Source organism: Leptolyngbya sp. GGD (genome assembly GCF_026735145.1).
GTDB classification, from domain to species: domain Bacteria; phylum Cyanobacteriota; class Cyanobacteriia; order Leptolyngbyales; family Leptolyngbyaceae; genus Leptolyngbya; species Leptolyngbya boryana.
Genome location: NZ_JAPQKE010000012.1, coordinates 46,119 through 65,981, shown reverse-complemented (window position 1 = coordinate 65,981; position 19,863 = coordinate 46,119). Strand labels below are relative to the sequence as shown.

General features: G+C 46.8%; 22 protein-coding genes. 13 read left to right on the top strand and 9 right to left on the bottom strand.

All coding sequences use genetic code 11. The features are described 5' to 3' along the window. Positions 1-4 precede the first annotated feature (4 nt). The 10 genes from OU814_RS29520 to OU814_RS29475 all read left to right on the top strand — a co-directional run bounded on the left by OU814_RS29520 (position 5) and on the right by OU814_RS29475 (position 6,523). Positions 5-646 (top strand): glutathione S-transferase family protein, encoded by a 642-nt coding sequence (locus OU814_RS29520; protein WP_268243058.1) that lies wholly within the window; start codon positions 5-7, stop codon positions 644-646. Positions 647-674: 28 nt separating this feature from the next. Beyond that, positions 675-1,589 (top strand): AraC family transcriptional regulator, encoded by a 915-nt coding sequence (locus OU814_RS29515; RefSeq protein WP_268243057.1) that lies wholly within the window; start codon positions 675-677, stop codon positions 1,587-1,589. A 233-nt stretch (positions 1,590-1,822) separates the two neighbouring features. Then, positions 1,823-2,074, top strand: a complete 252-nt coding sequence (locus OU814_RS29510) for an MAPEG family protein (protein ID WP_268243114.1) — start codon at positions 1,823-1,825, stop codon at positions 2,072-2,074. 244 nt (positions 2,075-2,318) lie between these two features. Beyond that, positions 2,319-2,696 carry a nuclear transport factor 2 family protein gene (locus tag OU814_RS29505; protein ID WP_268243056.1) on the top strand — a complete coding sequence of 126 codons (378 nt, stop codon included), beginning with the start codon at positions 2,319-2,321 and terminating at the stop codon, positions 2,694-2,696. A gap of 18 nt (positions 2,697-2,714) precedes the next feature. Next, positions 2,715-3,218: a hypothetical protein gene (locus tag OU814_RS29500; RefSeq protein ID WP_268243055.1), complete on the top strand. Its 504-nt coding sequence runs from the start codon at positions 2,715-2,717 to the stop codon at positions 3,216-3,218. Between the two features lie 25 nt (positions 3,219-3,243). Continuing rightward, on the top strand, positions 3,244-3,741 hold the full coding sequence (locus OU814_RS29495) for a class I SAM-dependent methyltransferase (RefSeq protein ID WP_268243054.1): 498 nt from the start codon (positions 3,244-3,246) through the stop codon (positions 3,739-3,741). A 67-nt stretch (positions 3,742-3,808) separates the two neighbouring features. Then, positions 3,809-4,938 (top strand): IS3 family transposase gene (locus tag OU814_RS29490; protein WP_268243053.1). Its coding sequence is split into 2 segments (ribosomal slippage): positions 3,809-4,091 and positions 4,091-4,938, totalling 1,131 coding nucleotides; the frame shifts between segments, so codons are not numbered across the junction. A 130-nt stretch (positions 4,939-5,068) separates the two neighbouring features. Beyond that, positions 5,069-5,290 carry a hypothetical protein gene (locus tag OU814_RS29485; protein ID WP_268243052.1) on the top strand — a complete coding sequence of 74 codons (222 nt, stop codon included), beginning with the start codon at positions 5,069-5,071 and terminating at the stop codon, positions 5,288-5,290. A 199-nt stretch (positions 5,291-5,489) separates the two neighbouring features. Next, positions 5,490-5,945 (top strand): GNAT family N-acetyltransferase, encoded by a 456-nt coding sequence (locus tag OU814_RS29480; protein ID WP_017291832.1) that lies wholly within the window; start codon positions 5,490-5,492, stop codon positions 5,943-5,945. 389 nt (positions 5,946-6,334) lie between these two features. Next, positions 6,335-6,523 carry a hypothetical protein gene (locus OU814_RS29475; RefSeq protein ID WP_268243051.1) on the top strand — a complete coding sequence of 63 codons (189 nt, stop codon included), beginning with the start codon at positions 6,335-6,337 and terminating at the stop codon, positions 6,521-6,523. Positions 6,524-6,620: 97 nt separating this feature from the next. On the opposite strand, the gene rsgA is transcribed toward OU814_RS29475, so the two are convergent. After that, positions 6,621-7,664, bottom strand: coding sequence for a ribosome small subunit-dependent GTPase A (rsgA, locus tag OU814_RS29470; RefSeq protein ID WP_017291835.1), 1,044 nt, complete (start codon positions 7,662-7,664; stop codon positions 6,621-6,623). 247 nt (positions 7,665-7,911) lie between these two features. On the opposite strand from rsgA, the gene OU814_RS29465 reads away from it, so the two are divergent. Both OU814_RS29465 and OU814_RS29460 read left to right on the top strand, forming a co-directional pair. Next, positions 7,912-8,733 (top strand): class I SAM-dependent methyltransferase, encoded by an 822-nt coding sequence (locus OU814_RS29465; protein WP_268243050.1) that lies wholly within the window; start codon positions 7,912-7,914, stop codon positions 8,731-8,733. 214 nt (positions 8,734-8,947) lie between these two features. Next, the gene (locus OU814_RS29460) at positions 8,948-9,640 is read left to right on the top strand and encodes a hypothetical protein (RefSeq protein WP_017291837.1); all 693 of its coding nucleotides are present in this window, start codon (positions 8,948-8,950) and stop codon (positions 9,638-9,640) included. On the opposite strand, the gene aac(6') is transcribed toward OU814_RS29460, so the two are convergent. The 4 genes from aac(6') to OU814_RS29440 all read right to left on the bottom strand — a co-directional run bounded on the left by aac(6') (position 9,637) and on the right by OU814_RS29440 (position 12,243). Further along, complete coding sequence (aac(6'), locus tag OU814_RS29455; RefSeq protein WP_017291838.1) at positions 9,637-10,140, bottom strand: aminoglycoside 6'-N-acetyltransferase; 504 nt, start codon at positions 10,138-10,140, stop codon at positions 9,637-9,639. The genes OU814_RS29460 and aac(6') overlap by 4 nt on opposite strands. A 148-nt stretch (positions 10,141-10,288) precedes the next feature. After that, the gene (locus tag OU814_RS29450) at positions 10,289-10,663 is read right to left on the bottom strand and encodes a hypothetical protein (RefSeq protein ID WP_017291839.1); all 375 of its coding nucleotides are present in this window, start codon (positions 10,661-10,663) and stop codon (positions 10,289-10,291) included. Between the two features lie 27 nt (positions 10,664-10,690). Next, positions 10,691-11,131: a hypothetical protein gene (locus OU814_RS29445; RefSeq protein WP_017291840.1), complete on the bottom strand. Its 441-nt coding sequence runs from the start codon at positions 11,129-11,131 to the stop codon at positions 10,691-10,693. A gap of 14 nt (positions 11,132-11,145) precedes the next feature. Further along, positions 11,146-12,243 carry a ParM/StbA family protein gene (locus tag OU814_RS29440; protein ID WP_268243049.1) on the bottom strand — a complete coding sequence of 366 codons (1,098 nt, stop codon included), beginning with the start codon at positions 12,241-12,243 and terminating at the stop codon, positions 11,146-11,148. A 601-nt stretch (positions 12,244-12,844) separates the two neighbouring features. Between OU814_RS29440 and mobF the strand changes: the two genes are divergently transcribed. Then, positions 12,845-17,146, top strand: a complete 4,302-nt coding sequence (gene mobF / locus OU814_RS29435) for a MobF family relaxase (protein WP_268243048.1) — start codon at positions 12,845-12,847, stop codon at positions 17,144-17,146. A gap of 11 nt (positions 17,147-17,157) precedes the next feature. Here the strand turns inward: mobF and OU814_RS29430 are convergent, their stop codons facing one another. The 4 genes from OU814_RS29430 to OU814_RS29420 form a co-directional block, all read right to left on the bottom strand. Then, positions 17,158-17,517 (bottom strand): XisI protein, encoded by a 360-nt coding sequence (locus tag OU814_RS29430; protein ID WP_268243047.1) that lies wholly within the window; start codon positions 17,515-17,517, stop codon positions 17,158-17,160. Beyond that, positions 17,487-17,717: an element excision factor XisH family protein gene (locus OU814_RS31420; RefSeq protein ID WP_442786161.1), complete on the bottom strand. Its 231-nt coding sequence runs from the start codon at positions 17,715-17,717 to the stop codon at positions 17,487-17,489. Before OU814_RS31420 ends, OU814_RS29430 begins: the two co-directional genes overlap by 31 nt. After that, the gene (locus OU814_RS29425; protein ID WP_326498338.1) at positions 17,714-17,857 is read right to left on the bottom strand and encodes an element excision factor XisH family protein; all 144 of its coding nucleotides are present in this window, start codon (positions 17,855-17,857) and stop codon (positions 17,714-17,716) included. The genes OU814_RS31420 and OU814_RS29425 overlap by 4 nt, the downstream gene beginning before the upstream one ends. Positions 17,858-18,253: 396 nt before the next feature. Next, the gene (locus OU814_RS29420; protein WP_268243045.1) at positions 18,254-19,837 is read right to left on the bottom strand and encodes a ShlB/FhaC/HecB family hemolysin secretion/activation protein; all 1,584 of its coding nucleotides are present in this window, start codon (positions 19,835-19,837) and stop codon (positions 18,254-18,256) included. Positions 19,838-19,863 lie beyond the last annotated feature (26 nt).

Here is a 19,863-nt window from a genome sequence, read left to right as displayed (position 1 = left end):
ATCTATGTTGAAATTCTACTTTGCTCCGCTCTCCATCAACGCTCGACGGGTTTGGATTGCTTTACTGGAGAAACAGATTCCCTTTGAGCCAATTCTGCTCAACTTGGATGGCGATCAATGCTCCGCAGAGTTTACAAAGATTAATCCTCTACAAAGAGTTCCAGTTGTAATTGATGATGAATTGATACTGGTGGAGTCGCTAGCCATTCTAGATTATTTGGAAGCGCAATATCCAGCGACCGCGCTTCTGCCTCATGATGTTAATGCGATCGCAATTGTCCGTATGATTTGCATGATTTGTCTCACCGATTTACAGCCCGCCACGATCCCCCTGACTAAACAGCTTGTTGGATTGCCTGTTGAGGCGGCAACAGTGCAAACGGCGCAGCAACGCATCATCCAGATTCTGCAATTCTTTGAAGGTCTAGATGACTTGACGGGCAACACTTTTACCCTGGCTGATATTGTGGCAGGAACCCTGGTGAGTTCAGTTCCGATGTTTGGCATTTCGATGGCATCCTTCCCAAAACTCACCGCATGGCTGGAGCGATTATCTGCACGCGAGAGTTTTCAACAAACCGCCCCCTCACCCGACCAGATCCAGGCAGCATTACCGAACCTCAAAAAGATTTTGGAAACCCGATAGAGTACGAAGTAGCAGTTCCCTCTTAGCCATGCGATCGTCAGAGCCATCTATCCAGCAGATTGACTTTAGCAGCCAGCAGACCTCCGATTTTCTGCTGCCACATCCTGCGGTGCTCAAGAGTTGTGGCTGGGAGCAGATCCACTTTGAACATCATCACCAACCGCAGTTCGAGACCCCTGAACATCAAGGCAATTGGCATGTGATTGCGTATTGTCCGTTGATAGAAACAATCCCGCTAGCGTTGAGATCGGGAGAGCGATGGCTGGATGGTCAGTTGAAACGAGAAGCCCGCAATACGGGAGATATTGCAATGATTCCATCGGGTATTGCTCAGCGATGTAATTGGAGCATTGCAGCCGAGTTTACGATCGTGGCACTTGATCCTGCCTTACTCCAGCACATTGGTCAAGATTGGGTGAATCCCGATCGCATTGAACTCATTCCTGCCTTTATGACTCAGCAAGATGCCCTGATCCAAGGGATTGTTTCGACACTGAGAGCAGAAGTCGAAGGGAACAAATTCGGAGGACAACTGCTGGTTGATAGTCTCAGAACAACATTAGCAATCCATCTGCTGCGAAATTATTGCACAACACAACCCAAGAGTTCTGGTGATACAGATGGATTATCGAAACTGAAACTGAGACAGGTGACGGAATATATTCAGGAGAATTTACATCACGACTTAAAACTGATTGAACTAGCTACGATCGCACAAATGAGTCCTTATCATTTCTTACGTCTGTTTAAGCAAACCCTGAACATCACGCCGCACCAGTACATTTTGCAGTGCCGGATTGAGAAAGCGAGCATTCTGTTGCGACAAACCGATTTGAGCATTGCTTTGATCGCAACTCAAGTCGGATTTTGCGATCAAAGCCATCTGACGCGATGCTTTAAGCGGGTTTTAGGTGTGACTCCGAAACAAGTGCAGCAAGTCTAATCGCAAGAATGTCCCAAAGCTCGGCAATATTGTTCTATCGTTCTCCACGACAACCTCTCTAAGCTGGGGGCAACGTTGATGAGAGGAGATAGAACATGACGATTTCACTTTGGGGATTAGTAATTTTCATTTTGTGGACGATTGCGATCGTCACTCTATTGCTCGTGGTGAGGATTCGCCATCTTGCTTAGGGCGGCTCCGTCAAAGATTTTGCCACCCCAAACGACGAAAGTCTGCTATGGCGGCTCTATCGATCGCAAGCGAATTTAGTTGAGAACTTACCGTTGTACCTGGGCGTTGTGTTTCTCCTAACAAGCCGGGAAGTGTTTGGAACTGCAATCGATATTCTGATTGTGACCTACATGGGATTTCGGATTTTGCACTCGATCATTCATATTGCACGTCTCAATCCAAACTTTCGAGTGCTCTGCCTATCGATTCAGTTTATTTGCCTAATTGCTTTAACCACTTTAGCGATTCTCTAGATGGGATATACGGAACGCAGAAATTCTGAGCGATTTAGAGTTTGATGTGCTTGAATTGAAGCGTTGACGGAATGAATGAGTGATGAAGCCTGAAGTGATGACTACGGTGATTGCCTTTCAAAGCTAGGTGGAGGGATAAATGTTTATCACCTGCGATCGCCAAAACAAATTGCACAATTTGTAGATGAACTAGGCAGTCATTGTCTACCAACATACGATCCAACTTCCGATGAGGAGAACGACCATGATTGAAATCATTGAAGCTCAAATTACTGAGATTGAAGAACGGCTCAGGCAGGCAATGCTCACCTCGGATGTGCGCGTCTTAAATGAACTTCTTGCTCCAGACATCATCATTACCAGTCATCGGGGAGAATTGTTGAAGAAGCAAGACGATCTGGCTGCCCACGAATCAGGAGCGTTTCAGTTCCATGAGTTGAATCCGTCTGAGCGCCAGATTCAAGTCTGTGGAGAAGTCGCGATCGTGTCTGTCCGAATGCAAATTGTCGGGAGCTACCAAGGTAGTGCTGCTAATGGTGATTTTCGATTTACTCGTGTTTGGGCACACACTGAGCCGGAGATTTGGCAGATTGTTGCGGCTCATATTAGTCAAGTCGCTTGAAGAACAGAGGACAGTCCAATGTCTAGTACTACGCTGATTCGGTTAGGCGGACTCGCAGCAGTCCTTGCAGGCATCCTTCGCGCAGTCAACTCGTTTGTCCCCGCTGATGCTTCTAGTGGTACAGTTGCAATGCTTTACCTCCTGACAGATCTCTTCATCTTATTTGGAATCTTTGGCATGTATGGATTTCAGCATCAAGAGTCTGGACTATGGGGATTTTTCGGATTTCTACTTGCAACCATTGGCATTGTGATCATCCGCACAGGAACCCTAGCCGGAGTCAGTCTGTACTCGATCGGAGCATTGACATTCTCTGTGGGTCTGAGTTTATTTGCAGTTGGCTCTTGGCGAGCCAGAAAGCTACCCAAGTGGGTTTCTAGCTTCTGGCTAATCTCTGTAGTAGTAGGGATCGTCGGCTATTTTGCGGCAGGTTTCAGCCTATTGTTTGCCATCTCTGGAGTCATCTTCGGAATTGCTTTTGCTGGAGCAGGTTTCAAGATTAGGTCAGTAATGGGTGGGTAGAAGAACTCGAATTGGAAATCTTGCGATGACTGATTTTTATGATCAACTTGCGCCCTTTTATCACATTATCTATGGCGATTGGGAAGCTGCAATCTCACTTCAAGCGGCTCAGCTATCCCAAATCATTCGATCGCACTGGAGCGAAGCACACACCCTTTTAGATGTTTCCTGTGGTATTGGAACGCAGACACTCGGATTAGCGGCGCAAGGATATCGGGTAACTGCTTCTGACCTTTCTGTTCAGGAGATCGATCGCGCTCAGCAAGAAGCCAAAGCCCGTCATTTAGACATTCGTTTTTCGGTTTGCGACATGCGGACTGCTTACGATCGTCATCAAGCTCAATTTGATGTGGTGCTGTCGTGCGATAATTCGATTCCTCATTTGCTTAGCGATGCGGAGATTCTCACTGCGCTTGGTCAAATGTATCGGTGTACCCGTCCGGGTGGCGGTTGCCTACTCACGATTCGGGATTACGACAAAGAACCACGAGGCACAGGAATTGTCAAACCTTATGGGATTTGAAATGACCCCGAAAATCTAGACCACTCCAAAAGCAACAAGGAACCGTTTAAGGAGTAGGATCAAGTGCATGTCAAATCCAGCGAAGAAATATACACCTCAATTCAAAGCCAAAGTTGTACTCGAACTGCTGCGTGGAGAAAAGACGCAAACCGAGATCAGTCGAGCGCATGGCGTACATCGCAGTGTCTTAACGCGGTGGCAAAACGAATTTGTCGAACGAGCGCCATCAGTGTTTGGCGAAGTTGGACAAGTTTCAGAAACCGAAGTGCGAATTGCGGAACTCGAACAGATGGTGGGGAAATTGACCATGCAGTTAGAGATTGCAAAAAAAGCATCGAGCATCTTAGTGACGAAACAAAGCGGCAAATCGTAGCTGAGCTTGAACCGAGCTACTCGGTACGACTGATCTGTGAAGTGCTATCGGTGAATCGAAGTAGCTTGTACTATCAGCCTGTTAAGCAAGATCTGGAAGCAGAAGCAGAACTCAAAGATGCGATTGCGGAAATTGCAGGGGAGTTTTCCAGATATGGCTATCGGAGAATTACGCAGCAATTGAAACGGCAAGGGATTGTCGTTAACCACAAGCGAGTGGCACGATTGATGAAAGAAATGGGACTCGCTGGAAAAGCTCCCAAACGGCGAGTTCGCACAACCAATAGCAACCATAGCTTTGCTCGTTATCCGAATCGGGTAGCAGGACTAAAGATCGAACGACCTGAGCAGGTTTGGGTCGGAGATATCACATACATTCGACTGGGAGAAAGCTTTGTTTATCTCGCCGTGTTGATGGATGTGTTTACTCGGTGTATTCGGGGTTGGCACTTAGGGAGAGGACTGGATCACAGCTTGACCTTGACCGCATTGAACAAAGCGCTCGAACATTACCAACCTGAGATTCATCACTCTGACCAGGGCGTGCAATATGCAGCAACGGGCTATGTCGAAGTCCTAAAGCAGCGAAACATCCAAATCAGCATGGCAGAAGTGGGAGAGCCGACGCAGAATGGCTATGCGGAGCGATTAATGCGAACTATCAAAGAGGAGGAAGTGGATTTATCCGAGTATCGCAACTTTGCGGAAGCATACATGCAGATCAAAACGTTTTTAGAGGATGTGTACATGAGAAAGAGGATACATTCATCAATTGGATATCTAACACCGATTGAATTTGAAAGTGAATGGAGGAGTAATCAGTAAAACAAACATGGAGAAGAATTAGAAATAGCAGTATACTAGCTGTGAGCTAATGCTGCTTCTATCGACAAAGGAAGTGGTCTAGTTTTGAGGGGTCATTTCAATTCGTGAAGCCGCAGGGAAACGCTATTTGGTGTTTCAAGTGTGGGATTTTGTCGATGAGGTTTACGATTTGTCCCTGTATTTCGTAGAGGATGATCAACAGAGTGATCGTGCGACGACAACGGTGATGAGATCGCGCTACTATGCGGTGAGTCCAACCCACTTGATGCAGTTGATGGCACAAGTTGGCTATCGTTCAGTGACTCGGTTGGATGATCAGTTCTTTCAGCCCGTCTTGATTGGAACCCGATGAATTGCACAACAGGAACGCCGCAGGGATTAACAGAGCAAGACTGAGGCGGAGGAGTTTGAGGGCGGGCAGGAGGGCTTCAGAAGCTCGTGTGTCAGCTTTAGCAGGTCGAGGGTGAGCTTCAGAAGAGGAGCGGGGATATTGCTTGTGTTATTGAGTGAGAAACTATTCTCAAAAGCATTATCCAGGGAGAACATTCTGTATGTCCAAGCCCAACCTCGAAGTAACGCTGCGTGAGATTACTAAGGAAAACTGGCGTGATATCATCCGCTTAAAAGTAGCCCCACACCAAGAGCAGTTCGTGGCATCCAACGCCGTGTCTATCGCAGAAGCGCATTTCAATCCAGAGGTTGCTTGGTTCCGTGCAATCTACGCTGGTGATGTGCCAGTCGGTTTTTTGATGTTGGAAGACGACGTAGCGCAACAAGAGTACTTTCTGTGGCGCTTTATGATCGGTGAGCAATATCAGGGGCATGGGTACGGGCGCAAGGCGCTAGAGTTGTTCTTCGCATATGTCAAGACGCGCCCTGGAGCAGATGCGGTCGAAACAAGTTGTGTGCTGGCTAAAGGGGGGCCCGGTCCGTTCTACGAGAAGATGGGTTTTGTTTACACCGGAAAAGAAGAGAACGGCGAACTTGTGATGCGACGTGAATTGTGATCTAGAAATGATAGATGGGTCGCGATCCGCCCAGCAATTCAAATACAGGCGGACGATCGAACATCCGCTGATTCTAAGTTCGAGGTTATTTTCCGCCTTTCAAAGATCGAAACAATTGTTGATCCAACAACCGCAGAAGCAGAAAACGCAGAGCATCTTTTAGCGGCTTGGATTGCATAGCTAGGGCGCACTTTACCCAATGATTTTAGAGAGGTAGGGATAGTTCCCTGCATCTCAACTTAGTCTAGTGTTTCATTCGTTCAGCCCGATTGAAGGCATTACCTGCTTCCAAAAGAGTGATATCCGCATAAATTCCGCAGGTGAATCGTCTATAAAAATATCGCCTTTCGATACATCAAACCATTCTGAAATTTCTAAGGAGTCGAACAATGAAAACTTTAACGATCGAACCCAAGGTTGCGAACAATCAACAATCTACTTCTCTGTTCTCGCGTTTAGCGCAGAGCGCAACTCCGAAGGAACCGCGGGGACTAACTGCAAAGTGGATCACCGTCGATGGTAAGTTAGTGTGTAACTGGGTTCCGGCTGAGCATCAGGAGAAGAATTGTGAGGAATGATCATTCTGCTCTCAAGCTAATGTTGAATGCATTCCTCACATCCCTTGCGATTAGCGCAGAATGCCACTCCAAAAGAACCGCAGGCTAAACCCAAACTCTACCGTTGAAGTTTAGGATTCTTCCGCATCGCTTTATGGATCTTCTTCCACCGCTCCTTCTCGGCTAGATTAGCTCGTTGATCCTGTTTGCGATTGATATGCTGAAGTTCTCGCTGCAACTTCTGATAGCTCAGAAATCGACTTGTGTTCAATTGTCTGGTTGCGATCGCGCTTTGCACCGCACAACCTGGTTCCTGTTCATGTTGGCAATCCCGAAACCGACAGTGCTGCGCGAATGCTTCCACATCTGCAAACGTTTCGGGTAATGCTTCCGCACCTGACCAAAGTTGCAGTTCCCGCATTCCGGGTGTATCGATAATCAATGCACCAGAAGCTAAGGAAATTAACTGCCGATGCGTTGTGGTATGTTTACCGCGATCGTCTCCTAGTCGAACGGATTGGACGACTTGAACTGACTCACCTTTGAGTTGATTCGTAATCGTCGATTTACCAACACCTGATGAGCCTAGTAACGCGATCGTTTTTCCCAGTTGAAGATAAGGCTGAAGAACCTTAATCTCTTGTGCTGCACTTAAGGCAATAACAGGGACACCGAGAGCGATCTCTTCTACTTCAGCAATGCGACATTCAAGATCGAGGCAGAGATCTGCTTTGTTTAAGACAATCACAGGCATTGCACCGCTTTCCCAAACTAAGACGAGATAGCGTTCAATCCGTCTGAGATTGAAGTCCCCATCTAATCCAGAAACGAGAAAAACTGTATCTACATTCGTTGCAATGACCTGTTCCTCAGTCGTGCCGCCTGCTATTTTACGAGAAAATTTGCTCAGCCTTGGCAACACGGCATGAATTGTGGTCTTGTGAATTGCAACCCAATCGCCAACGGCTGGGAAATCTTGAATTCCAGTCGCTTGGTGGCGGAATTTACCTGTGACTTCTGCAAATTGTTCGCCTTGCCCGGTGTAGAGGAGATAGCGATCGCGATATTCCACCGCAACCCGACCTGCAACGAATCCTTGCTGGCGATAGGGAATGAAACTGGAAGCGATCGTATCGTTCCAGCCCAATTGTTCTAAATTCATGAGTGTTTTTTGCTGTGATGACAACTTGTGGATAGCAAGGTTCACAGCCGGGAGGTTAGCCCTGGATCGTGCAGGAGAAAACGAGACCCTCTGTGCCTTGCGGTTGAAGCATTGAAGTGATTTCGGCAAAGAATACAGTCATCGTCCACCTCCTTGTAGAAAAGCAACGTAGAGTGATAACACGTCTAAGGTAGCGGATTCCTGATCATCTGCAACCTGTTGTTCTGTAACATTTTATTTCTGGATCATGAACAAAGAAACAGCACTCGCACGAACAGAAGCGGTTTTTAATACGGCTTCAGATTATTTTGATGCGCCAGCATTGTCGTTCTGGAATCGGTTTGGACAACGGACGATCGATCAACTCGCTTTGAATTCTGGCGATCGCGTTTTAGATGTTTGTTGTGGTTCTGGTGCATCTGCGATTCCAGCCGCCATCTGTGTCGGTTCGACTGGACAAGTTCTCGCGGTTGATCTTGCTGAATCCCTGCTCCAACTCGGTCGTCAGAAAGCTCAACAGCAAGGACTGAACCATATTGAGTTTCGGGCTGGGGATTTTGAATCACTGGGGTTGCCGGATGAGAGCTTTGATGCGATCGTCTGTGTGTTCGGCATCTTCTTTGTTCCAGATATGGTCGCTGCGGTGCGGGAACTATTGCGGATGCTGCGTCCTGGTGGCAAGCTGGCGATTACCTCTTGGGGCGAGAACGTATTTGAACCTGCGAATCGAGTCTTCTGGGATGCGATTCGTGCGGAGCGTCCTGATTTAGTCAAGCAATTCACCCCGTGGGATCGAATTCGAGAACCTGATGCACTCAAAGCGCTGCTAGAAGCGGGAGGAGCAACTCAAGTCGAGGTGTTTGCAGAAGCCGGAACCCACACACTGGATACGCCGAAAGATTGGTGGACGATGTGTTTGGGCGGTGGCTGTCGTGGCACGATCGACCAATTGGATACAGCGGCTCAGCAACGAGTTCGAGACACAAATTTGCAGTTCCTTCAGCAGCAGCAGATTCAAGCGTTGAATGTCGATGTGTTGTATGCGATTAGCGCAAAGCGCAACTCCTAAATCGTTGCTACCCATTGAGAATCGCGAAAAAAGTTAATCCAGTCGTTGATGTTGTCGAGCAGGTCGCAGAAACTCGAAATCTCAGTCGATATGGAGCAACAGCAAGAAACTTCTGTACCCTGATTATGTCGTAGCAACTATCTTCTAAAACCGAGTCGAACTCTTCTAGCTGTTGCTCAATTGTTGATCCGCTTTAACTTTCGAGAGGTATTTCATGTTACGCCAGATTGTTCCAGCCTCTTTCATTCTACTATCAGCCTGTTCTACCTTCAGTCAATCTTCCGCTCAATCCTCAAATTCTCCCTCAGCTACTCTCCCTGATATTCAATGCCGAGGTCAAGTGCCAGTTGCATTACAGAAAACCTTTGGTGGGTTACGCTTAGCCCAACCCAGCGACTTTATTCCAGTCATTCAAAAACTTGAGCAGCAACCAGAGCAACCCAATCGTCCTAAGATTAGCTATACCTGTAGCATCTTTTCCGCTGACTTCAATCAAGACCAGCAGCAAGATTATGCGGTGCTATTGGTGAATCCTCAAACGCAAACGTCACAGTTCCGCCTAGCGATCAATCAAGGCAATCAAATCTTTAAGAGCGCGATCGTGCGAGATTACCCCAGACCACCTGCGGGTATCCGTCAACCTGTGTACGTTGCGATGCTACTTAAACGCAGTGGTGAGCAAGGTCCAGCGAATCGTGAGTATTTCCCTTTGAAGCGGAACACTCCAGAGCGAGAGGCGTTTATTGCTCAATCTGCGATCGAAGTTTGGCGATCGCCCAATGACTATAAATCTGGCACGTCTTCCAAGTTGTCTGAGATCGAGCGGTTTAATCGAGCCGTAGAATATGGGTCAGAGATCTTTTACTTCTCAAACGGGGAGCTTAAAACGATTGGTGTTGCTGATTAAGGCTGTTTAATCGCACCAGCGTCGTTTGTAGGAGCAATGGGCTTGATAAAGGCAACCAGTCGTTCCACTTCTTGAAAGCCGACCTGACGGTGAAAGGCATGGCTGGTTGTGTTCTCTAGTAAAGCATCCGAAGCGAGTTCGACACAGCCATGTGCTTGTGCCCATTGCTCCGCATACTGAATCAAGGCTTTGCCAACCCCTTGTTTTTGATAGTCTGGCTTGACATAAATTCCTTCGACAAAAGCAACGGGGCTTTGAGTCGCACCCGGAACATAGTCAGACCGAAGCGAAAGATTCATAAATGCGATCGCACTGCCTGTTTCAGTTTTTACCAAAACCGCTGACTGCCGAGGTGAGTGCAGAATCTCGTTCAGACTCGCTTGCATTTCTTCAACTGAGTAATCAGTCCAAAGTTCTAATGCCAAGTCGAGCCATTCCTGAAAATCAGCTTGGGCTACTTCGACAATGGATAGGGAGAGCATTGCGCTATCTTTTTTCATTCGCAATCGGAAGCCTATTTATTTTGATTAGAACACTCACGATCGACAGATTCAATCCAGATTCATCATTCGTTAACTTGCCAATCTTCTCGCTTCAGACGATATACAAAACAGTCGTCATTCCCAAAGCGTTGTGTCTCGATAAACCTCATTGCGATCGCGGCTCCTTGGAAACGATGCTGGGTAATGCTCGCTGTTCTCTCGAACTGCCCTGATTCCGAGTGTGCTGAATCAGGTGAATGGCGTACTGCTTGACCTGCTCGATCGATTGTCCCTCCTGTTTTAGTGCGTGTTGAATCTGCGGGCTGACTGCTAGCAGATCAAAAACTTGCTGTTTGTTCAGTCCTTGCTGAAAAGCTAACTGCACGATCGATTGATCGAGCTTTTTAGCATCCGGCTTGCCACCATACTCGTGATGCAATTCTTCGGTTGTAAGGGTTGCTCGACCTGTCACCTGTCGAGCAAGACCTAAATAAGCGAGTCGATACACGCTTGCATCAATTGGGGAGCGCGATTCAGCCATATTTCTATCTCCAGTAGGAGATCACAATTATGAGCGCAACATATTCATAAATGCACTGTCATCATAGTCAAAGAATTCAGGCGAGTTCAAAACTGGGACTTCTGGTTCTGGTGTGTCTCGACTATCAGGAAGATTTGAAATTACTGTTGCTGTCGCACTTCCCGTGTGAGGAGATTGATTCATAAATTGAGGCGTGACTTCAAATCGTTCACTGATCAGCAACATCTGAGCATATAGCTGTGCTAAACAGTCAAGTGCTACTTCTTTAAGATCGGCTTCAGAAAACTTTTCTGTCTCTCGGTAAGCGAAGGGGAGCCAGAACGATCGCAGTGATCGATTCACTAGCTCCCGCGATCCCAGCTTGGAACTGTTCAGAATATAGTGGTACAGCAATTCCCACTCTGAGTCTTCAACTGCCGAGAGCCGCAAGACTGTTTTTCTTTTACTAACCTTGGATTCTGTTGTCATTTCACTGGATGTATTTAGATCGGGACTTGCTGCCGTTGAAAATGTTGAAATGCAGCGAACGCATCGACCATCCGAATGCTTAAAGAATTTTCTAGCGCAAATTTATCGTGTCCAAAGCGATCGACAATTCCGCGCCGTACCCCTTCACCAAAACTTCGTCGCACTTCCTCAATTCCAAGTTGATTGAAAAATTCGATTAGCTCTGACTCAATGAGCATTGATGCGCCACCCCCAATAATGACCTCGCAGGTGGCATCGACATGACGAACGAAGTTGTTAATTAGAAAGCTCTCAAGCTGTCCCCAGTAAGTTGCTCGTCCAACTCGTAAGGCTTCGCTCACGTCTCGCACTTGACTTTCTCCAGCAAAGACAACTTTGGGATTTTTGCTTACGAACGCACTGAGTAATTTGCCATAGTCCCGCGCCAAGATACCTTGAACGGCAGCACCGCTCTCGATCGCTTCCTTGAATCCGGGTCCATTGCTAGTGGATTTTCCTGGCTGAGGTTGTCCATTCTGAAATACCAAAATTGATGCGTTGCGATGTCCCAACATCAGAACTAAAAACGTGCGCGAGTCTGGAGCAATGTTTCTCAAGCTTAGTTCACTGCGCCGTCCCAGAAACAATCCAAATCCTTCTGGATAAGGTTTACAAAGCGGCATGGATAGATTCACAGGTTGTCCCCGAAAAGAAAAATCGGCAGCAGCTTCTTGAATCTTTGTGCAGACCTTCAGAGCATCGGTAAATTCTGTCATTGGAAGCAATAGCCCGACTTGGGCAGTCAGTTGACTGGGTAGCTGCGACCGCTCTCGAATTGCGCCGAGAACTGCCAGCGTTTTCAACACGGCTCGTCGTTCTTTACGCTCATCGGCTCCGGTATCGCCGCCGAAATTCTCAGCCGCGCTGCCGACAACTCGTAGTTCATCACCCACTTCTAACCAAGCAGCATTCTCAGGAGCGGCGGTTGCATTGTGCATCTGTAATAGCTGTAAATGTTCTTTGGTTAGGGGACTGGTGACTTCAGGACTCATTAAGAGATAGTCCAATCGACCGCGATCGCTAAACACAACTTTGGTCAAGGACTGCCCCAGGTCAATCAGAGTTTGAATCATTGGTTCTATTCATTCAATAAACGATCGTTCAACAATGCCGCACTGCAATATGCGGCTCTTAGTAAGGGTTACTACATTACTCAATCGATGCATATTAGATCAAAAAAGTGGGATGACAATTCTGCTAGAGAACTGAAATCAGCGAACTCAGGTGAAGCTATCTGTCCTTCATTCTGCCAACATCATGCGATCTATTGGCAGCATTGTTACTTGTCTACATAAAACGGTGAGATAGCGTACTTTTTAGCACTTTAGTGTCATTCCTTCAGCAAGAAGGAATATCTTGTTAAGCATCAGAGCAATTTAGAGCAATTTAGAGCAATGATACTGCTGGCTGAAAATCAGCACAGTAGCCGTTTGAAGGTCTTTACTGCCCTTCTCCCTTAGCCTCACACCTAATGCACAAAAATCTGTAAAATCGCATCAAAACTATTGCTATATCTGTACTTTCAGCATACATTAACTATAGCTACAGAACTGGCAAATTTACTGCTTGAACAACCGAGCATCTGTAAGAGCTTTTCATCTATCTCCATCGCGCCTGCACTGCTCTAATCTGAGTGCATTTTCTAGTATTGGCATTTAATTTTTGAGACGCTTTATGCTCACTCTGGGTCGTGTTCATTCACAGAACAGCGTTCACTATTTTATGCAGGACAATCATCGACCTGGATCGGATGCGGCAGATTTCAGTCGATGGTATGGGCAAGGTGCGATCGCACTTTCTTGCCCAGAAGTAGTCAATGAAATCGCATTCTCAAACATTCTTTCCGGGCTTGATCCTACGGGCGAATCGCTTCCGGGGCGGCAAATTCATCCTCAGCATCAAGCCGGAATTGATTTAACGTTCAATGCTCCAAAATCAGTTAGCTTGGCGGCGCTGATGGGAGAGCAAGATGTGCTGATTGCGGCTCATACTCAAGCGATCGCGCACACTCTACAGATCGTCGAGCAACGCTATGCCTACACTCGGCTCTGTGAACAAGGACAGCGCCAACTTGTGCCCACTCAGAATTTAGTGATTGCCGCGTTTCAGCACGAAACTTCTCGCGCTCATGACCCTCATTTGCATACTCATTGTGTGGTTGCAAATCTGACTCAAATTTCAAATGGGGAATGGCGAACGATCGATACGATGGGGATCTATCGCGATCGCAGTTTACTCAGTGCGCTTTACACAAATGCGCTTGCTGACCAGATCCGCCAACTCGGTTATGAGATTACGTTGCGTCCCGATTCGCATTTTGAACTGGCTGGATACGCGCCGGAACAACTTCAGTATTTTAGTAAACGCCGTCAGCAGATTCTAGATCTGGTGGGAGAAGCAGCAACGCCAGCAATGAAACAATGGGCGTGTCTCGCAACTCGTCCCCGCAAGATTTTGAACATTGATGCTGCTGAATTGAATGAGTGGTGGCAAGCCCAAAATTCTGCACTTCAACTTGATATTCGCCATCCTGCTTCGATCGAGCAATCTGGGCTTAGTCGTTCGATTGATGCAATTTTGACCGATGCGATCGCAACCTGCACCCGAACGCGATCACTCTTTTCGCAGACAGAATTAGAACGTCGAATTTTTGATCGAGTCCAGCCGTTTAGCTATGGCGATTTTTTGGAAACACTTCAAGCATTGCAACAAGCTGGAAAGCTGATTGCAGTAGGAAATCAGTATTGGACAATTCCAGATCGGCAGTCCTTCTCTGTTGATGTTGCTCCAGCGATTCGTGCGATCGCAAAAGGGAATACGCTGAATGGATTTGCTCAACTTTTGGAATGCGATCACGTGTTTGAATCTGCTAATCCATTTCAAGCAGCAATCGATGCCTATCTTGCTTTGAAGCCTAACGATCGCGCCCACACCGCTTTGATTGTTGCTGATGAAAATAGCCGAAATCGACTTCAGCAAGATCTTGCCAAAGCTCAACAGGCTCACGAATCAACCTTCACGCTTTGGCAACTTCAGCCGAAATCCCTCACAGTTTCTCAAGCGTTAAGGGTTCAGTCATTTCAGATCAATGATGTCGTGATTCCTCGTTATCACTATCCTGCTTTGGGCTTGAACAAAGGAGAGCCTTATACGATCGTGGCGCTTCATGCTAAAACTTTTACACTACGAGATTCTTCTCAGGCTGAATTGACGATCGCACCTCGGCAATTTCGCAACCACCTTTACCGACCACAGCCAATTACGGTTAGTTTGGGCGATCGCTTGCAGTGGGCAATACCGCATCAGGATGGTTCTCATTTTACGATCGCAGCAATTACCGATACCACTGCGTCAATTCAATACTCAAATGGGCAAATTGAACAGCTTGACCCTCATCAAAGCTACTTTTTCCAAGATGCTCGAATTTTTACTACAAACGATGCTCCACCCTCAAATCTCAAGCAGCTTCTTGTAGTTGAACCTGTTGCGATTTCTCTCACACGATGGATTCAAACTCTACCTGCTCTTCCCGACAATCTCGTTGTATATAGCGATCGCATTCCTGCTTTATTTGATCAATTGCGGAATGCTTCAGCACGAGTTCACCTCTATCTGAACTATGACTCAACACCCAGATCTACCCAACTCGATCGATCTGCTGCAAATTCTCAGCCAGCAGCAAACCGAGTTTCAGAATTTGACTCAAAGCATTCGATCTTGGCAGGAAACCAATCAGAATGCTCTACAACACCTGCAAACCGACCAAGCCGACTTGAGGAGTACGCTCGAAACCTTCTTAGCTCAATTAAGCAATATTCTGAACAGCAAGCCATCGAATTCGTCACCGAACCCCTTGGTCGAGCAATTACAAGGCTTACAGCAAAGCTTGACCAGACTGAGCGAACATCTAGAAATCAACACCGAAGGACAGCAGCACTTGAGTCAGCAGTTCGAGTCGTTGCTGATCTCACAAGCCTCGTTGGGCAAACAATTAGAACAACTGAATGCCTTGCAGCAGCAATTATCTATGCACCTCGAACCCCCTCAATAAATGCGATCGCATCTTATGAATTCAAATCACCCCTACCAAAGCCTGACTCGTCTGGAGAATCGCCTTCAACAGCTTCAGGACAGCCTCGACACAATTTCCCGAACGAACCAGCAAGAATTGTCTCAGCTACGACATCTCATTTGCCGCTTGCTGATTCAGCGATCGATGCAAAGCCCAGATCCAAAAGACCTGAATCTCCTAACGAATCTACCTTCACCCAAGACTGTACAGAAGTTACTTCAACAGCAGGAAAAACGCCTTCAGGAGCGTCTTCAGCAACTTCAGCGACACTCTCCACTCAACTAACGCGGCTTTTACCTCAACTTCGTGACTGGCGAGAGCAGCAAGCAATATCGAATGCAGCGTTCGCACTAAATCCAGTTCTGACGCACCTACATCATCAGATTGATGCTGCGCTGGCAATCCCAGTTTCTCAAAGTCAAGCGAATCTGGCTCAATTCCTAAGCCAGCAGCAGCATTTCATGACGGGAGTGATCCACAGCGTTACCCACATCCAAAATTTTGCTGTTCAGAAATCAGAAAATTCTCATTTATCTCATCATGTCCGACTGCCCATTCAACCCGACCTCACAGCAAGCCTTACTGACCTTGCTCACCACGCTGAACGAGCGGCAAGACGCGATCGCGAATTTGCTCACCACTTTGTGCAATCAACAAGCCAGTCTCAGCGATCGACTCACCGTTCTGGAAAATCAGATCCTTCAAGCCGATCCGACTATCGAGCAGCATCTCAACGCACTGACTACCCAACTCAACCCATTGCCCACCTCGCTCTCGACCTTACACGATGGCATGAATCAGTGCGTGACCTATTCGCGCAGTTTCCTCGTCGAGTTGAGGCGCTTCACGCGGATGAAACGACCGAAGCGACCCGCACAGAGCTTGCAGGACTCGCTGACCAACTTACGCTGCATGATTCAAGCCAACACTCAGGTTTATCTGGAACTGTTGCAGCAATTACAGCAACCCGATCCCACGTTGCAGCAAGCATTACAGATTTTGCAGCAGGCATTTACCGAGCAAACGCAGCAGTTACAGACTACATTGCAAACGCCCGATCCCACCTTACAGCAGTCGTTAGAGATGCTCACAACCGTATTGCAGAACTTACAAGAGCAATTGAACAGCCATACGCAATCGATCACCTCACTGACACATTCGATCGAGCAGTGGCAGAGTGTCAGCGAATCGCCTCCGAACGAGTAATTTTCCAAAGTTTGGAAAAATCTTCTTTAGAATCAACGCCTCCAATTTTCCAAACTTTGGAAAATTCAGCTTCAATTCCTGTCTCTTCCCAGTCTAACGATTTTTCAGGGTTTGGTTGGATAACAGGACAGGGAGCGCTAAATCGTGTGGTGCTAGTAGAAACACCAGAAGATGCTACTGCACTTGCTCAACTCGATATCACTCGGCTCGAACACCCTGGACGATCGCTTTACCTAGCCATTACTGATTCTGTGCCAAAAGCGCTTCAGGAATGGGCAGCAATGCCGGGGCAAACTGCGATCGCTGCGGGCGATCCAGACTTTATTCGACGGGTTCAGAAAGGGATTGGACAATCTCAATCATTACCTGTGCCCGATGGTTTTACCTGGCAAAAATTGCTTCAGATGGGACATCAAAATCCTGCTCAACTTTTGCACCACTATCGTCAAGGACTCACGGGCGAACCCACCGCAATTCTTCTAGAATCGGCAAAACGAGCATTACGGCTAGGTCAACCTATGGAATTGGTGCGATCGATGCTGATGACGGCTGAACGAGTGGAAACGATGCGGCAGCCTCAGCAGGCGGAGCAATATGTTCAGGCAATTGTCGATCGCGCTTGTAAGAGTGTTTCGGAAAGTCAGCATTCAACGACTCAGCCTAATCAGAGAGTTGAAAGTCAGCGATCGCAGATGTAGAACATCGACAGTTATTGAACTGCAAATTCTGTATCTTTCCTCAATTCCTGTGATCGGAAGCCCAAAACGATTTGATCTTTGGGGATGCCTGCCTTAACTAATTCTGATGCAATTCCTTCCTCAGTTCCGTCCCGCTGAATCCAGACCTTGCCATCAATTAAATTAACGTGGATGAGGCAGCTATGAACCCGCCGCGTGGCTGCATAGGGGCGGTCATAAACAGGTTCACGTCCTAACATCATGACAAGATACCGATCCTGCTTCGTATCAAAAACGGTTTCAAACTGGACATCGCTCCCTTTGAAGGGAACGCGAGTATGCTCAGTCAAGATCGTTTGAATTAGGTGTCTGTAGTGTTCGAGTTGATCCATTCCAGAATAACCTCCCGCTCAGAATCAAAAACGATGACAGGAATTTGATACTTTCTCAATAACAGTCTACCAAGTGGTTCATTCAAGACATCAAAAAATGCTTCCGCATGAACAGCAAGATACAGCATATAATCTCGCTGAGTTCCTTCCATCACAGCTTGATAAACACAATACTGCCCGATTGCTTTCTCTAAACTCAGGAATCAGAAGCACCGCCAAACGTCTTGATTTCCACATCAATGCGCTCTTGTCCTCGTTCAGCAACGATCAGTCGTTCTGCTGCCAAATCGACATACATATCCTTGTCACTCCATTTTAGGTGCAAAGGATCATCCGTAATCTTTCACCCGTCCTTAATGAGGGCGTTTTTCATGTTCTTGTGGTAGCGATCTTTAACTCGCCGCTCACTCCGGCCTAGCTCTGCTCGAAACTGTTCCACATACACCATAATTTTTCGGACAACTTTCTCTGCGTCTTTTAAGACCATGTATACCCTAGCATATGAGTTCCTAAGCCTACTTTAGAAAGTTCTGAGACTACTTAACGAAGTAGTGTTAACCGATCTAGAGAAACAATCTTGAGCCTCAAATTCACAACTTCTAGTATCTGCATTCCCTGCAACCTTGTGATCCTTTGATCTGTTATGTGTCTGTATCGCGTTAGGCTTTGTTTCATTCGGGTATCCACAATTCTAGGGCGATAGGTGCCCATTGCACTCAATATAGCAACTGATTGTTTAACGTACACCATATCTTACGCTGAAGTAAAATGCTTGATCCTGAAGATTGCTAGAACGATCGCTCAACTTCACTAAAGGCAATCCGTAATCTAAGCGCATTTGAAATCTTCGACTTGGCTGCCAAACTAAACCCAATCCTGTAGACATCAAAAACGTCTCTCCCCGAAGCCGATTGGGATTATTGGCTTTGTTCCAAACACTTCCTAGCTCAAAAAAAGGCGCTAACAGTAGAATTGATCGCCCTGTCGTATTCCGTTGAAGTGTGATCTGATCTTCGATAGAGAATCGAAATCCATTGTCTGCGGAGCGAACGCTTTGGCGATATCCCCGTAAAGATTGCCCACCCCCCAAAATGAATTGTTGTGCAGGTAGGAGACTATCTGGAGTTAGGTGTAAGTCGCCTTGTAGAACCAAAAGATGATCATTTCCAACCTGCTGAATGCGCTGTATCTGACCTAGCCAACTGACAAATTGACCATCAGGAATCGGGCCAGGGTTCGAGGTTGCATTCAAAATATTCAACCCTAAATTGAACTGAGATCGTAATGCCCAAGCATCATACTCACCACGTCGAAGATACTCTTGTCCAAATTTGAGAACTCGTAGCCTGCTATTACCACGTTCATCCGCGCCAATGCCAAATGGAAAAGGATTATCGTCAAACAAGAAAGTTTGTCCGTTTTGCACCGTAACCCCCAACGTAAGCGCGACTTCACTATTAATATTGCGAATTAGCGGTTGACGATAATTCATTTCATACACAGTGCTACGACCCCGAATCCCGAAATCTGCGAAATCACTCTGAGTAACACGACTGCGAGTTGGGGCGACTCGAAACGCTAAGGTTCCATGCTTAGAGTTCAACGGAACTTGATAGGTTAAATCCCAAGCATTCAGTCCTCCAGAGAAAGAGCGACTGTAAGAGAAGTTAACCACATCTCCTAGCCCTATTAGATTTCGATAAGTTACAGTACTGGTTGTGCGCTCGCCACCTACACTGGGCGGAGAGAAATTGTCAGTTCCAACTGAAGCCTGTAGAGACTCAGCTTCTTCGACTGTAATGATCAGCTTACTTTCACCCGCAGTACTGCCTGGACGAATCGCAGCTTCAAGCGTCCTAAACATCGGATCGGTTTTAAGCAGTCTTAATTGCTTCTGAACTTCAGGTCCAATGATTCGATCTTGTCCAGGACGAATGCGATCGCGAATGTAGCTTGGATTCAGACGTTTTGTCCCTTCAATTTCGACCGTTTCAAGCTTGCCTCCTTGAAACAACATTGCTACCTCACCAGCAGCAATTCTCTGGTCTGCTAAAATCACCCGCGATGTAACATATCCTTTTTGAACATAGAAATTTGTAAGTTGATCAGCAAGATCTTGAAGATTTTGCAGTGTGAGCGACCTCTGCTCATAAGCTGTCAGAATTGAAGTAACTTCCTCAGTTGGCGGAATGTTTTCTCCGATCAGGCGAATCTTTTTCACCGTGATCGTCTGAACAGTCGCAACTTCAGTTGCAGTCACTAAAACAGGAACTGAACACCCTAATATTAGATAAAGAAAGAGAAAGTAACCCAACCGCATAAATTTCTAATGAGAAGAATAAGTAA

Excerpts from the sequence above, each read along its gene's own strand:
- OU814_RS29520 (WP_268243058.1), top strand. The coding sequence starts at position 5 with ATGTTGAAATTCTACTTTGCTCCGCTCTCCATCAACGCTCGACGGGTT.
- OU814_RS29515 (WP_268243057.1), top strand. The coding sequence starts at position 675 with ATGCGATCGTCAGAGCCATCTATCCAGCAGATTGACTTTAGCAGCCAG.
- OU814_RS29505 (WP_268243056.1), top strand. The coding sequence starts at position 2,319 with ATGATTGAAATCATTGAAGCTCAAATTACTGAGATTGAAGAACGGCTC.
- OU814_RS29500 (WP_268243055.1), top strand. The coding sequence starts at position 2,715 with ATGTCTAGTACTACGCTGATTCGGTTAGGCGGACTCGCAGCAGTCCTT.
- OU814_RS29495 (WP_268243054.1), top strand. The coding sequence starts at position 3,244 with ATGACTGATTTTTATGATCAACTTGCGCCCTTTTATCACATTATCTAT.
- OU814_RS29480 (WP_017291832.1), top strand. The coding sequence starts at position 5,490 with ATGTCCAAGCCCAACCTCGAAGTAACGCTGCGTGAGATTACTAAGGAA.
- OU814_RS29475 (WP_268243051.1), top strand. The coding sequence starts at position 6,335 with ATGAAAACTTTAACGATCGAACCCAAGGTTGCGAACAATCAACAATCT.
- rsgA (WP_017291835.1), bottom strand. The coding sequence starts at position 7,664 with ATGAATTTAGAACAATTGGGCTGGAACGATACGATCGCTTCCAGTTTC.
- OU814_RS29465 (WP_268243050.1), top strand. The coding sequence starts at position 7,912 with ATGAACAAAGAAACAGCACTCGCACGAACAGAAGCGGTTTTTAATACG.
- OU814_RS29460 (WP_017291837.1), top strand. The coding sequence starts at position 8,948 with ATGTTACGCCAGATTGTTCCAGCCTCTTTCATTCTACTATCAGCCTGT.
- OU814_RS29450 (WP_017291839.1), bottom strand. The coding sequence starts at position 10,663 with ATGGCTGAATCGCGCTCCCCAATTGATGCAAGCGTGTATCGACTCGCT.
- OU814_RS29445 (WP_017291840.1), bottom strand. The coding sequence starts at position 11,131 with ATGACAACAGAATCCAAGGTTAGTAAAAGAAAAACAGTCTTGCGGCTC.
- OU814_RS29440 (WP_268243049.1), bottom strand. The coding sequence starts at position 12,243 with ATGATTCAAACTCTGATTGACCTGGGGCAGTCCTTGACCAAAGTTGTG.
- mobF (WP_268243048.1), top strand. The coding sequence starts at position 12,845 with ATGCTCACTCTGGGTCGTGTTCATTCACAGAACAGCGTTCACTATTTT.
- OU814_RS29430 (WP_268243047.1), bottom strand. The coding sequence starts at position 17,517 with ATGGATCAACTCGAACACTACAGACACCTAATTCAAACGATCTTGACT.
- OU814_RS29420 (WP_268243045.1), bottom strand. The coding sequence starts at position 19,837 with ATGCGGTTGGGTTACTTTCTCTTTCTTTATCTAATATTAGGGTGTTCA.